The sequence below is a fragment of the Enterobacter sp. Bisph1 genome (assembly GCF_000814905.1).
In the GTDB taxonomy this organism is placed as follows: Bacteria; Pseudomonadota; Gammaproteobacteria; order Enterobacterales; family Enterobacteriaceae; genus Kosakonia.
In genome coordinates this window covers 184,044-197,076 of record NZ_JXAG01000050.1, presented here as the reverse complement: position 1 = coordinate 197,076, position 13,033 = coordinate 184,044, and the positions used below count along the sequence as shown (strand labels likewise).

General features: G+C 55.9%; 10 protein-coding genes. 7 read left to right on the top strand and 3 right to left on the bottom strand.

The genetic code is table 11. The annotated features are described in order from the left end of the window. Positions 1 to 165: 165 nt before the first annotated feature. Complete coding sequence (locus tag RW65_RS18595; RefSeq protein ID WP_039058295.1) at positions 166 to 1,548, top strand: amino acid permease; 1,383 nt, start codon at positions 166 to 168, stop codon at positions 1,546 to 1,548. Here RW65_RS18595 and RW65_RS18590 read toward each other — a convergent pair. Beyond that, positions 1,545 to 1,880: a GlpM family protein gene (locus tag RW65_RS18590; protein WP_039058294.1), complete on the bottom strand. Its 336-nt coding sequence runs from the start codon at positions 1,878 to 1,880 to the stop codon at positions 1,545 to 1,547. The two genes, RW65_RS18595 and RW65_RS18590, sit on opposite strands and share 4 nt — an antisense overlap. Before the next feature lie 128 nt (positions 1,881 to 2,008). Here RW65_RS18590 and rstA point away from each other — a divergent pair, with 128 nt between their 5' ends. From rstA to tus, 3 genes are all read left to right on the top strand, one after another. Further along, entirely contained in the window at positions 2,009 to 2,731 is a 723-nt protein-coding gene (gene rstA, locus RW65_RS18585; RefSeq protein WP_039058388.1) for a two-component system response regulator RstA, read from the top strand. 21 nt (positions 2,732 to 2,752) lie between these two features. Continuing rightward, on the top strand, positions 2,753 to 4,048 hold the full coding sequence (gene rstB / locus RW65_RS18580) for a two-component system sensor histidine kinase RstB (RefSeq protein ID WP_039058293.1): 1,296 nt from the start codon (positions 2,753 to 2,755) through the stop codon (positions 4,046 to 4,048). Between the two features lie 74 nt (positions 4,049 to 4,122). After that, positions 4,123 to 5,052, top strand: a complete 930-nt coding sequence (gene tus / locus RW65_RS18575) for a DNA replication terminus site-binding protein (protein ID WP_039058292.1) — start codon at positions 4,123 to 4,125, stop codon at positions 5,050 to 5,052. On the opposite strand, the gene fumC is transcribed toward tus, so the two are convergent. Next, positions 5,049 to 6,449, bottom strand: coding sequence for a class II fumarate hydratase (fumC, locus tag RW65_RS18570; RefSeq protein ID WP_039058290.1), 1,401 nt, complete (start codon positions 6,447 to 6,449; stop codon positions 5,049 to 5,051). The two genes, tus and fumC, sit on opposite strands and share 4 nt — an antisense overlap. 132 nt (positions 6,450 to 6,581) lie before the next feature. Further along, a complete protein-coding gene (gene fumA / locus RW65_RS18565) occupies positions 6,582 to 8,228 on the bottom strand; it encodes a class I fumarate hydratase FumA (protein WP_039058289.1) in 1,647 nt (548 codons plus the stop codon). Between the two features lie 193 nt (positions 8,229 to 8,421). Between fumA and manA the strand changes: the two genes are divergently transcribed. From manA to malX, 3 genes are all read left to right on the top strand, one after another. Beyond that, positions 8,422 to 9,594 carry a mannose-6-phosphate isomerase gene (gene manA / locus RW65_RS18560; RefSeq protein ID WP_039058288.1) on the top strand — a complete coding sequence of 391 codons (1,173 nt, stop codon included), beginning with the start codon at positions 8,422 to 8,424 and terminating at the stop codon, positions 9,592 to 9,594. A gap of 107 nt (positions 9,595 to 9,701) precedes the next feature. After that, entirely contained in the window at positions 9,702 to 11,231 is a 1,530-nt protein-coding gene (locus RW65_RS18555) for a YdgA family protein (protein ID WP_039058287.1), read from the top strand. 187 nt (positions 11,232 to 11,418) lie between these two features. Beyond that, positions 11,419 to 13,032, top strand: coding sequence for a maltose/glucose-specific PTS transporter subunit IIBC (gene malX / locus RW65_RS18550; protein WP_039058286.1), 1,614 nt, complete (start codon positions 11,419 to 11,421; stop codon positions 13,030 to 13,032). Position 13,033: the final 1 nt, after the last annotated feature.

The following is a 13,033-nucleotide window of genomic DNA, read 5'->3' as shown; positions in this document are numbered from 1 at the left end:
GCCGCCTTTTTTATTTTTTTACGTTTTTTCTCAAAATTGTCGTTCCGCCTCATTGCATGGCCCGTCGACTCTCCGTAAAATCCCGCGCCTTAGTCATATCCACCATATTTATGCGCCACGGCGAAATAATTATTCTGGATAAGTTGCTTTTTTGACAGGATAACTATGGAAAAGAAACTTGGCCTCAGCGCATTAACCGCGCTGGTTTTAAGCTCAATGCTCGGTGCCGGGGTTTTTAGCCTGCCGCAGAATATGGCGCAAGTGGCAAGCCCGGCGGCGCTTATCATCGGCTGGACCATCACCGGCGTCGGCATTTTATTGCTCGCCTTCGCGATGCTTATCCTGACGCGTCTGCGCCCCGACCTTGATGGCGGTATTTTCACCTACGCACGTGAAGGTTTTGGCGAGCTGATTGGTTTTTGCTCGGCCTGGGGTTACTGGCTGTGCGCGGTGATCGCCAACGTCTCATATCTGGTTATTGTCTTTTCCGCCCTCAGTTTCTTCACGGACACCCCGTCGCTGCGCCTGTTTGGCGATGGCAACACCTGGCAGTCGATTGTCGGTGCTTCTGCGCTGCTGTGGATTGTGCACGGGCTGGTGCTGCGCGGCGTACAAACGGCGGCAAGTATTAATCTCGCGGCGACGCTGGCGAAACTGGTGCCGCTGGGGCTGTTTATTGTGCTGGCGGCGCTGGCGTTTAACTACAATAAGTTCCACCTCGATTTTACCGGTCTGGATCTTGGCGTGCCGGTGTGGGAACAGGTCAAAAACACCATGCTTATCACCCTGTGGGTATTTATTGGTGTTGAAGGCGCGGTGGTGGTTTCCGCCCGCGCCAATAATAAGCGCGACGTGGGCCGCGCCACGCTGCTGGCGGTGCTGGCGGCGCTGACGGTCTATCTGCTGGTGACCCTGCTGTCGCTGGGCGTGGTTCCGCGTACGGAGCTGGCGCAGATGCGCAATCCCTCAATGGCCGGGCTGATGGTGGAACTGATGGGGCGCTGGGGCGAAGTGGTTATCGCCGCCGGTTTGATCGTTTCTGTCTGCGGCGCTTATCTGAGCTGGACGATTATGGCAGCGGAAGTACCGCTGCTGGCGGCAACGCATAAAGCGTTTCCGAAGATGTTCGCCCGGCAAAATAAAAACAACGCGCCATCGGCCTCATTGTGGCTGACCAACATCAGCGTGCAGGTGTGCCTGGTGCTGATCTGGCTGACCGGCTCGGATTACAACACGCTGCTGACCATAGCCTCAGAGATGATTCTGGTGCCCTATTTCCTCGTCGGCGCTTTCCTGTTGAAAATTGCTCGTCGCCCTCTGCATCAGGCGGTAGCGATCGGCGCTTGCCTGTACGGCTTATGGCTGATTTACGCCTCCGGCCCGATGCATTTATTACTGTCGGTGGTCCTTTATGCCCCGGGTCTGCTGGTGTTTATCTACGCCCGCCGCACCCATGAAAGGACCGCCTTACTCAGACAGCATGAAAAAGCGCTGATTGGCGTGTTGTTAGTTGCCGCCATTCCCGCTACCTGGTTACTGGTACGCTAATGCAGACGGCTCCAGCCATAAATTAACAGCCAGGCGCTGAGGCTCCAGCAGAGGACCGCACAGCCCAGCGCCGGCCAGACCCGCAAAAAGCCGATGAAATACCACAGCGAAAGCAGATAGATAAAATAGGGAATAATCGCCCACATGCCGAACACGATGGTAGTGCGCAGCGCCTCAATCCCCCGCTCGGTTGCCACTATATAGTGCGCGATCAGCGCAAAGGTCGGAAACAGCGGGATCAGCCCGGCGATATAGTAATTTTTTGTTTTTGCTAACAGTCCAATCAACACCACCACCAGCGCACCGATGGCTGCTTTTATCACCAGGCCCATAGTTTTGCCTTTATTACTGCAACAACAAAGACCTACAGCATAACGGAAGGCTCTTCGTTTAGAAAAGATTAATGGCAGCTTACGACAAGGCGGTGTATGTTGACGTTTTTGCACAATCGCGATGGCTTATGAATAAGATCGTTTTTGTAGAAGACGACCCGGAAGTGGGCGCACTGATTGCCGCTTATCTGGGCAAACACGATATGGACGTCATTGTCGAACCCCGTGGCGATCGCGCCGAAGCAGTGATCGCCCGCGAGCAACCTGAACTGGTACTGCTTGATATTATGCTGCCCGGTAAAGATGGCATGACGTTGTGCCGGGATCTGCGCACCCAGTGGAACGGACCTATTGTGCTGCTCACGTCGCTGGACAGCGATATGAACCATATTCTTTCGCTGGAGATGGGAGCCAATGACTATATCCTCAAAACCACGCCACCCGCGGTATTACTGGCACGCCTGCGGCTGCATCTGCGCCAGCGCGGCACTACACAGTCCGTGGCCGAACCCGCCGCGCCGTCGCTGAAACAGCACAAAATCATCAGCTTTGGCACCTTGTCTATCGATCCGGTTAATCGCCAGGTATTGTTAGCCGGCCAGCAGGTGGCACTCTCGACCGCCGACTTCGAACTGCTGTGGGAGCTGGCGACCCACGCCGGGCAAATAATGGACCGCGATGCGCTGCTGAAAAATCTGCGCGGTGTCAGCTACGATGGCATGGATCGCAGCGTCGACGTGGCGATCTCCCGGCTGCGTAAAAAACTGCTCGACAGCGCCACGGAGCCTTACCGGATTAAGACCGTGCGCAACAAAGGCTATCTTTTTGCGCCGCACGCGTGGGACAACTAACGCTCAACTCCAGGTGTCGCTATGAAAAAGCTGTTCGTCCAGTTTTACCTTTTGCTGTTCGTCTGCTTTCTGGTGATGACGATGCTGGTGGGTCTGGTTTATAAATTCACCGCTGAACGGGCGGGCCGCCAGTCCCTTGACGATCTGATGAAAAGCTCGCTCTATCTGATGCGTAGCGAGCTGCACGAGATCCCGCCTCACCAGTGGGCCAGCACCTTAAAAGAGCTGGACCTGAACCTGTCGTTTAACCTGCGCGTCGAGCCGATGAATAAGTATTCGCTGCAGCCGCGCGCCGCGCAGCGTCTGCGCGAAGGCGATATCGTGGCGCTCGATGAGGAATACACCTTTATTCAGCGTATTCCCCGCAGCCACTATGTTCTGGCCGTCGGGCCGGTGCCCTATCTCTTTTTCCTTCATGAAACGCGGCTACTGGATATGGGGCTGATGGCGCTGATTGCTATCTCCCTCGCCTTTCCGGTGCTTATCTGGATGCGGCCCCACTGGCAGGAGATGTTACGCCTGGAATCGGCGGCGCAGCGCTTCGGCGAAGGGCATCTTGAAGAGCGTATCCATTTTGACAGCGCCTCGAGCTTTGAGCGCCTCGGCATCGCCTTTAACCAGATGGCGGACAATATTAACGCGCTGATCGCCAGTAAAAAGCATCTGATTGACGGTATCGCCCATGAATTGCGTACCCCGCTGGTCAGGTTACGTTACCGGCTGGAGATGAGTGACAACCTCAGCGCCGCTGAACACGCGGCGTTAAACCGCGATATCGGCCAACTTGAAGCGCTGATTGAAGAGCTGCTGACCTACGCCCGCCTCGATCGCCCGCAAACGGAGCTAAAACTGACCTCGCCGGATCTGCCCGCCTGGTTCAGCAGCTATCTGGACGATGCACGCAGTATGAACCCGCAGCACACCTTGTTGCTGGAAACCACCGAGGGGGAAGATTACGGTGCGCTGGATATGCGCCTGATGGAGCGCGTACTGGATAACCTGGTAAATAACGCCCTGCGTTACAGCCAGCAGACGATAAAAGTGACATTACAGCGCGAAGGTTCACAGGCCTGCATGATGGTTGAAGATGATGGCCCCGGTATTGCGCCAGAAGAGCGTGAACGGGTGTTCGAACCCTTTGTACGTCTCGATCCCAGCCGCGATCGGGCGACGGGGGGCTGCGGGCTGGGGCTGGCGATTGTCCACTCTATCGCCCAGGCCTTTGGCGGTGAAGTGAGCTGTTCGCAGAGCGAGCTGGGTGGTGCGAAATTTGCTTTCTACTGGCCGATTTACCACAACATTGTGTTGCCCTCCTGAAGCGAAAACGCACAGTGGCCGGATGGCGGCGGCTGTGCTATAACAAAAGTATGTTGTAACTACTGGAGTGAGATATGGCTGCGCTGGATCTTATTGAACGCCTGAATAGCACCTTCCGACAGCTGGAGCATGAACTGGCGGCGCTGAAGGCTGAATTAGCGGAGTGCCGCTTAATGGCCGCCCGCGTATTTAGTCTGCCGGATGTGCCCAAAGGCGCCGAGCACAATCCGCTCAACACCATTCATGTCGAGCAGCATGTTGGTCAGCAAGCGGCCACCCTCGCCCTCAATCACTACACCCATCTGTTTATTCAACAGCAGTCGGAAAACCGCAGCAGTAAAGCCGCCGTGCGCTTGCCGGGGGTTATCTGTTATCAGGCCGATGAAGCCACCCTGCAGGCGTTAACCGATCGAATCGATACGGTGAACGGACTGAAATCCACTTTTGAAACTATCGTGACCCAAGAGTCCGGTCTGGCCCCCGCCGCCCGCTTTGAGTGGGTGCATCATCATCTACCGGGGCTGATTACCTTAAATGCCTACCGGACGCTAACGGCCATTCGCTCACCGGCCACTATCCGTTTTGGCTGGGCCAATAAACACATTATTAAAAATCTCACCCGCGATGACGTGCTGGCGCAGCTGGAGAAGAGCCTGAAATCGCCACGCGCCGCCTCCGCCTGGACGCGGGAAGAGTGGCTGGGGCGCATCGAGCAGGAGTACAACGATATTGCCGCCCTGCCGAAAGCAGCGCGGCTAAAAATTAAACGGCCGGTGAAAGTGCAGCCTATTGCCCGCGCCTGGTATGCCGGGGCGCAAAAACAGGTACAGTATGCCTGCCCGACGCCACTGATAGCGTTAATTAATGAAGAGAAAGGCGGATCGGTGCCGGATATCGGCGGGCTGCTGGATTACAACGCGGAGAATATTCAGCACCGTTATAAACCCGAGGCGCAGCCGCTGACCTTAATCATTCCCCGGCTGCACCTCTATCTGGCGAATTAAGCCGGTTTCATGCTACCGACCATCGATTCCGGGCGCACCCAGCTATCAAACTCGGCTTCCGTCAGGTAGCCGAGGGCCAGCGCCGACGCTTTCAACGTCAGCCCTTCTTTGTGCGCTTTTTTAGCAATTTCTGCCGCTTTATCGTAACCAATGTGGGTATTCAGCGCCGTCACCAGCATCAGCGACTCATTGAGTAACTGGTCGATACGCTCACGGTTCGGTTCAATGCCGACGGCGCAATGTTCGTTAAAGCTCTCCATACCATCCGCCAGCAGACGTACCGATTGCAGGAAATTATGGATCACCATCGGGCGAAAGACGTTGAGTTCAAAGTTACCGGATGCGCCACCAATATTGACCGCCACATCGTTGCCCAGCACCTGGCTGCACAGCATGGTCATCGCTTCGCACTGGGTGGGGTTAACTTTGCCCGGCATAATCGAACTGCCCGGTTCGTTTTCCGGAATGGATATTTCACCAATGCCGCAGCGCGGACCCGAGGCCAGCCAGCGCACGTCGTTGGCGATTTTCATTAATGAAGAGGCCAGCCCTTTTAGCGCACCGTGGGCCTGCACCAGCGCATCGCAGGTCGCTAACGCTTCGAATTTATTTGGCGCGGTGATAAACGGCTGGCCGGTAAAACGGGCCAGCTCGTTGGCGACGCGCTCGGCGTATTCCGGGTGGGTGTTAAGCCCGGTGCCCACGGCGGTGCCTCCCAGCGCCAGCTCGCTAAGGTGCGGCAGACTGTGTTCGATATGTTTCAGGTTGTGCGTCAGCATCGCTACCCAGCCAGAGATCTCCTGGCCGAGGGTAAGCGGCGTGGCATCCTGCAAATGGGTGCGGCCAATTTTAACGATATCGGCAAAGGCGGTCGCTTTCTCGCTAAGGGTCTTTTTGAGCACGTTTAATTGCGGGATTAACTGCTCACGCACGCCGATCACCGCCGCCACATGCATCGCCGTAGGAAAGACGTCATTGGAGCTCTGGCTTTTGTTAACGTCATCGTTGGGATGGATCTTACGCTCCATGCCGCGCACGCCGCCGAGAATTTCGCTGCCCCGGTTCGCCAGCACCTCGTTCATATTCATATTGCTCTGGGTGCCGGAACCCGTCTGCCAGATAGCCAGCGGAAACTCATCGGGATGCTTGCCCGCCAGCACTTCATCCGCTGCCGCAATGATGGCGCGGGCTTTCTCTTCCGGCAGTAATCCTAAGTCCTGATTAACCTGCGCCGCCGCGCGTTTGGTCAGCGCCAGGGCGTGGATCAGCGAGACGGGCATTTTTTCCGTAGAGATACGGAAATGCTCGAGCGAGCGCTGGGTTTGCGCCCCCCACAGTTTATCTGCCGGGACGTCGATGGCGCCCATTGAATCTTTCTCACTGCGATGCGTGGTCATTACTCTCTCCTTGCTACAAAGTGATAGTGGGTAGCGACATGGCTCACCTGCAAACAAGTCAAAGTATTGATGCTTTTTAGAATGTTGCTTATTGCTTCGTGCGGAAAAAAACGCCCCGCAGGGCGTTGAGGATTATTTTACGCAGCGGGCGCACTGCCCGGACTGGATTTGCGCGAAGAAGTCGTTGCCTTTGTCATCCACGAGGATAAAGGCCGGGAAGTCCTCGACTTCAATTTTCCAGATAGCTTCCATACCCAGCTCCGGGTACGCCACGCATTCGAGGCTTTTAATACTGCTCTGCGCGAGAATAGCCGCCGGACCGCCGATGCTGCCAAGATAAAAACCGCCATGTTTGTGGCAGGCATCCGTCACCTGCTGGCTGCGGTTACCTTTCGCCAGCATGATCATGCTGCCGCCCTGGGACTGCAGCTGATCGACGTAGGAATCCATACGTCCGGCGGTGGTGGGCCCCAGCGAACCGGACGCGTAACCTTCCGGCGTTTTCGCCGGGCCGGCGTAATAGATCGGATGATCTTTAATGTACTGCGGCAGATGCTCACCGCTGTCCATCAGCTCTTTCAGCTTCGCATGGGCGATATCGCGGGCGACAATAATGGTGCCGGTAAGGGACAAACGGGTGGAGACCGGATACTGCGAAAGCTGGGCCAGGATTTCTTTCATCGGACGGTTGAGATCCACTTTCACCGCTTCACCCTCGCCTGCCTGGCGCAGCGCTTCGGGAATGTATTTACCGGGGTTCTGCTCCAGTCGCTCCAGCCAGATGCCGTCGCGGTTGATTTTGCCTTTAATATTACGGTCCGCCGAACAGGAGACGCCCATGCCCACCGGGCAGGATGCGCCGTGGCGCGGCAGGCGGATCACGCGGATATCGTGAGCGAAATATTTACCGCCGAACTGTGCGCCAAGGCCGAGATTCTGTGCTTCCACCAGCAGCTCCTGCTCCAGTTGCACATCGCGGAAGGCCTGACCGTGCTCGTTACCCTCGGTGGGCAGCGCGTCATAATATTTGGTGGAGGCAAGCTTGACGGTTTTCAGCGTCGCTTCCGCCGATGTACCGCCAATCACAAAAGCGACATGGTACGGCGGGCAGGCAGCGGTACCGAGGGTGCGCATTTTCTCAACCAGATAGTTTTTCAGCTTCGCCGGAGTGATAAGCGCCTTGGTTTCCTGAAACAGGTAGGTTTTATTCGCCGAACCGCCGCCTTTGGCGATGCAGAGGAATTTGTATTCATCGCCATCTACGCTGTAGAGATCGATCTGTGCCGGCAGATTGGTGCCGGTGTTGACCTCTTTATACATATCCAGCGGGGCATTTTGCGAATAGCGCAGGTTCGCTTCGATATAGGTGTTATAGACCCCGCGCGCCAGTGCGGCTTCATCGCCGCCGCCGGTCCACACGCGCTGGCCTTTTTTACCCATAATAATCGCCGTGCCGGTATCCTGGCAGGTCGGCAAAATGCCTTTGGCGGCGATTTCCGAGTTGCGCAGGAACTGCAGCGCGACATATTTATCGTTTTCGCTGGCCTCGGGATCGTCAAGGATATCGGCGACCTGCTGCTGATGTGCCGGGCGCAGTAAAAATGAGGCATCGTGGAAGGCGTGCTGAGCCAGCAGCGTCAGCGCCTGCGGATCCACTTTCAGGATCGACTGGCCGTCGAATTCAGCAACGGAAACATAGTCGCGGCTTAGCAGGTAGTATTCGGTATCGTCTTTTCCGAGCGGGAAAGGGTCTTGATAATAGAAGGGTTTGTTCGACATTGATCTCTCACTTACGGCTACGGTTATTGTTCAGGCAGCGGATCCTTCTGCCCGGTTAAAGCGAGTCGCCATATCCTACACAATTTTTTAACAAAAACTGAGACTAGTACGACTTTTTGCCCCCGCAGGTTACTTCTGCCCGGTTTGTTGCTTTAATAACGCCATTATTTCATTAATGAGAAAGGGCTTGATAATGCAAAAACTCATCAACTCCGTGCAGAACTATGCCTGGGGTAGTAAAACTGCGTTAACGGATCTCTACGGAGTGGCCAATCCTGACAATCTGCCGATGGCCGAACTGTGGATGGGCGCGCACCCGAAGAGCAGCTCAAAAGTGCAGGATGCCAATGGCCAAACCCGCGCGCTGCGCGAGGTAATCGATAGCGATAAATCCCGCCTGTTAGGCAGCGCCGTCGCCAACCGTTACGGCGAGCTGCCGTTTCTGTTTAAAGTGCTGTGTGCCGACCAGCCGCTGTCGATTCAGGTACATCCGAACAAGAAAAACTCTGAAGACGGCTTTGCTAAAGAGAACGCGGCGGGTATTCCGCTGGACGCTGCGGAGCGTAACTACAAAGATCCCAACCATAAGCCGGAGCTGGTGTTTGCCCTGACGCCCTTTTTGGCGATGAACGCCTTCCGCGAGTTTTCTGACATTGTCTCCCTGCTGCAGCCCGTTTCTGGCGCGCACCCGGCTATCGCCCATTTCCTGCAGGCACCCGGCGCTGAGCGCCTGAGTGAACTGTTTGCCGCACTGCTGAATATGCAGGGCGAAGAGAAATCCCGCGCACTGGCGGTGCTGAAATCGGTGCTGGAAAAACAGCAGGGCGAGCCCTGGCAGACCATCCGCCTGATTAGCGAGTTCTACCCGGATGATAGCGGCCTGTTCTCGCCGCTGCTGTTAAACGTAGTGAAACTGAACCCCGGCGAAGCGATGTTCCTGTTTGCTGAAACCCCGCATGCTTATCTGCAAGGGGTGGCGCTGGAAGTGATGGCCAACTCCGATAACGTGCTGCGCGCCGGTCTGACGCCAAAATATATCGACATCCCGGAACTGGTGGCGAATGTTAAATTTACGCCCAAACCCGCAGGGGAGCTGTTAACCCAACCGACACGCAACGGTGCGGAGCTTGATTTCCCGATCCCGGTCGACGATTTTGCCTTCTCCTTGCACGATCTCAGCGCCGTGGAAACCCCGCTGTCCCAGCAGAGCGCGGCGATTGTTTTTTGCGTAGAAGGTGAAGCCGTATTGAGCAAAGACAGTGAACGGCTGGCGCTGAAAGCGGGTGAATCGGCGTTTATCGCCGCCACCGAGTCGCCGGTCTCCGTTAGCGGCACGGGTCGTGTGGCAAGAGTGTTTAATAAGTGAGACTAAGTTACTGAACTTTTTAGCAAGGATTGCTAAGCTTGAGGTGACATCATTCAACAATCCAGGCGGCATAAACCGCCTGGTTTCATTTTTTATGGATAAACATTATGAAGAAAACGTGGGTTGCCGCAGGGATTATCGTTGCACTGGGTATCGTCTGGACAGGCGGAGCCTGGTATACAGGGAAACAGCTTGAAGGTCGTCTGGCGGAAATGGTCAGCCAGGCGAATGCGCAGATTAAACGTAACGCGCCGGAAGCGAACGTTGAGCTTTCTGCCGAAGATTATCATCGCGGCCTGTTCTCCAGCACCTTTACGCTGAACGTTAAACCTGTCGCCGGCAGCAGCAATACCTGGCTGAAACCGGGTCAGAGCATGGTTCTGCATGAGACCGTCGATCACGGTCCGTTCCCGCTGGCACAGCTCAAATCCCTGAACCTCGTTCCCGCTATGGCTTCCGTGCATACGCAACTGGTCAATAACGATGTCACCAAAGGACTGTTTGAGATTGCCAAAGGCCAGGCCCCTTTCCTGGTGGATACGCGCATTGGCTACGGCGGCGATACCCGTACGGATCTCACCCTTAACCCGCTGAACTCTGAAAAAGAGGGCGAGAAAGTCGCCTTCAGCGGCGGTCACTTCCGCATCAGCGCCGACGATAAAGGCAATGCCGTTGCGGTGAGCGGCGAAGCGGAGAGCGGCCTGGTGGATACGGTGAATGAATACGGGCAGAAAGTGCAGCTGTCGTTCAATAACCTGAAAACCGACGGGTCCAGCGACATCTCCCATTTTGATGAACGCACCGGCAGCCAGAAAATTAGCCTCGATAAGTTGGCTATTGCCATTGAAAATAAAGAGATGGCGCTGCTGGAAGGCATGACGTTAACCGCCAAAACGGAAGCCGCCGATGATAAGAAAAACCTCAATAGCCAGCTGGATTACGCGCTGAACAGCCTGAAAGTTCAGGGTCAGGATCTCGGTAGTGGCAAACTGACGCTGAAAGTGGGTCAGATTGACGGCAAAGCCTGGCACCAGGCCAGCGAGCAGTACGATGCGCAGATCCGCGCGTTAATGGCGCAGCCGGATATCGCGCAGAACCCGGAGCTGTATCAGCAAAAAGCCACGGAAGCGTTTCTTAATATCTTGCCGCTGCTGTTAAAAGGCGAGCCGGTGCTGACGGTCGCGCCGCTGAGCTGGAAAAACGCCAAAGGGGAAGCCTCGTTTAACCTGTCGCTGTTCCTGAAAGATCCTACCGCTGCGACCGGTACGCCGCAAACCCTCGCCGAGCAGGTTGATCGCACGGTGAAATCTCTCGACAGCAAGCTGACTATTCCGCTGGATATGGCAACGGAAATGATGACCCAGGTAGCCAAACTGGAAGGTTATCAGCAGCAGGATGCGGAAAAACTGGCGAACCAGCAGGTGAAAGGCCTGGCGGCGATGGGCCAGATGTTCCGTATCACCACCCTTGAAAACAACAGCATTCTCACCAGCCTGCAATATGCCAATGGTCAGGTAACGCTGAACGGTGACAAAATGCCGCTGGAGCAGTTTGTCGGTATGTTTGCTTTGCCGGGGCTGCAGCCAGGCCTGCCGGATGAGACAACGCCTGCGGTGCCAGCCGTTCCGCAACAGTAATCTTTTGGCCCCTTGCGAGGGGCTTTTTATTGCCTCTCGCAGCGGCGAAAGGATCTCCCGCCTGCCCGCCCACCTTCCGGAAATCTGAAAACATCAAACACCCAACCGGGGCGGATTTATTAAGTTGAAAAAACTGCTAAAAACGCCTGTCTGAACACACGGCACTCTTTGCATATCAGGGGGAAGTATGGCGGGAAACACCGCGAAAAAAGCTAATCTGTGGGCGTTTTTTCAGCAGCTAGGAAAAACGTTTATGTTGCCCGTCGCGCTGCTGTCATTTTGCGGCATCATGCTTGGGATCGGCAGTTCCCTGAGCAGCCGCGATGTGATTACCCTTCTGCCGATGCTGGGCCATCCGCTGCTGCAGGCGATGTTTATCTGGATGAGTAAAATCGGCTCCTTCGCCTTTAGTTTTCTGCCGGTGATGTTCTGTATCGCTATTCCACTGGGGCTGGCGCGCGAAAACAAAGGCGTGGCGGCGTTTTCCGGCTTTGTTGGCTATGCGGTGATGAACCTGGCGGTGAATTTCTGGCTCACCGCGCAGGGTATTTTACCCACCAGCGATGCCGCACTACTGAAAGCGCATAACGTACAAAATGTGCTCGGTATCCAGTCGATTGATACCGGGATCCTGGGCGCGGTCATCGCCGGTATTATTATCTGGCGCCTGCATGAACGTTTCCATACCCTGCGCCTGCCCGACGCGCTGGCCTTCTTTGGCGGAACCCGCTCGGTGCCTATCGTTACCAGCGTCGTGATGGGGCTGGTAGGGCTGGCTATCCCGCTGGTGTGGCCGTGGTTTGCCATGGCGATTAGCGGGCTGGGGCATATTATCGATCGCGCCGGCGATTTCGGGCCGATGATCTTCGGCACCGGTGAGCGACTGCTGCTGCCCTTTGGTTTGCAGCATATCCTGGTCGCACTGATCCACTTTACCGAAGCCGGCGGCACCCTCGAGGTTTGCGGGCACAGCGTGAGCGGCGCGTTGACCATCTTTCAGGCCCAGCTAAGCTGCCCTGATACCCACGGCTTTGCGGAGAGCGCAACCCGCTTCCTCTCACAAGGCAAAATGCCCGCCTTCCTCGGTGGCTTACCCGGCGCCGCGCTGGCAATGTACCACTGCGCGCGGCCAGAGAATCGCCATAAAATAAAAGGGCTGATGATTTCCGGCGTGATCGCCTGTGTGGTCGGCGGTACCACCGAACCGATTGAATTCTTATTCCTGTTTGTCGCCCCGGCGCTCTATCTGATTCATGCCGTATTAACGGGGCTCGGTTTTACGGTGATGGCGGTGCTCGGCGTGACTATTGGTAATACCGACGGCAACGTGATCGATTTTATTGTCTTCGGCGTTCTGCACGGGATGGCAACAAAATGGTATCTGGTGCCGCTGGTGGCCGCGGTTTGGTTTGCCGTCTATTACGCCCTGTTCCGTTTCGCCATCATCCGCTTCGATATCAAAACCCCAGGACGCGATAGCGTGGCGACGGAGAATGTCGATACCGCTGGCGCAGGCGTAAGCGGCAAAACCGGTTACGATGTCCCAGCCCTGCTCACTGCGCTGGGTGGCGCAGAAAATATTCAGACCCTCGATAACTGCATCACTCGCTTACGCCTGTCGGTTAACGAGATGGCAAAAGTGAATGTCGACGCCTTAAAAGCGAACCGCGCCATTGGCGTGATTAAAGTCAATGACCATGATCTGCAGGTGGTGATTGGCCCGCAGGTACAGTCGGTGAAAGATGAGATGGCGCAACTGGTCCGCTCGCAGCAGCCTGGTTCCGTAATGGAGGCGGGATAAG

What these genes read in the sequence shown, in the direction of transcription:
- fumC (WP_039058290.1), bottom strand. Translation starts at nt 6,449, where the DNA reads ATGACCACGCATCGCAGTGAGAAAGATTCAATGGGCGCCATCGACGTC.
- tus (WP_039058292.1), top strand. Translation starts at nt 4,123, where the DNA reads ATGGCTGCGCTGGATCTTATTGAACGCCTGAATAGCACCTTCCGACAG.
- rstB (WP_039058293.1), top strand. Translation starts at nt 2,753, where the DNA reads ATGAAAAAGCTGTTCGTCCAGTTTTACCTTTTGCTGTTCGTCTGCTTT.
- RW65_RS18595 (WP_039058295.1), top strand. Translation starts at nt 166, where the DNA reads ATGGAAAAGAAACTTGGCCTCAGCGCATTAACCGCGCTGGTTTTAAGC.
- malX (WP_039058286.1), top strand. Translation starts at nt 11,419, where the DNA reads ATGGCGGGAAACACCGCGAAAAAAGCTAATCTGTGGGCGTTTTTTCAG.
- RW65_RS18555 (WP_039058287.1), top strand. Translation starts at nt 9,702, where the DNA reads ATGAAGAAAACGTGGGTTGCCGCAGGGATTATCGTTGCACTGGGTATC.
- rstA (WP_039058388.1), top strand. Translation starts at nt 2,009, where the DNA reads ATGAATAAGATCGTTTTTGTAGAAGACGACCCGGAAGTGGGCGCACTG.
- fumA (WP_039058289.1), bottom strand. Translation starts at nt 8,228, where the DNA reads ATGTCGAACAAACCCTTCTATTATCAAGACCCTTTCCCGCTCGGAAAA.
- manA (WP_039058288.1), top strand. Translation starts at nt 8,422, where the DNA reads ATGCAAAAACTCATCAACTCCGTGCAGAACTATGCCTGGGGTAGTAAA.
- RW65_RS18590 (WP_039058294.1), bottom strand. Translation starts at nt 1,880, where the DNA reads ATGGGCCTGGTGATAAAAGCAGCCATCGGTGCGCTGGTGGTGGTGTTG.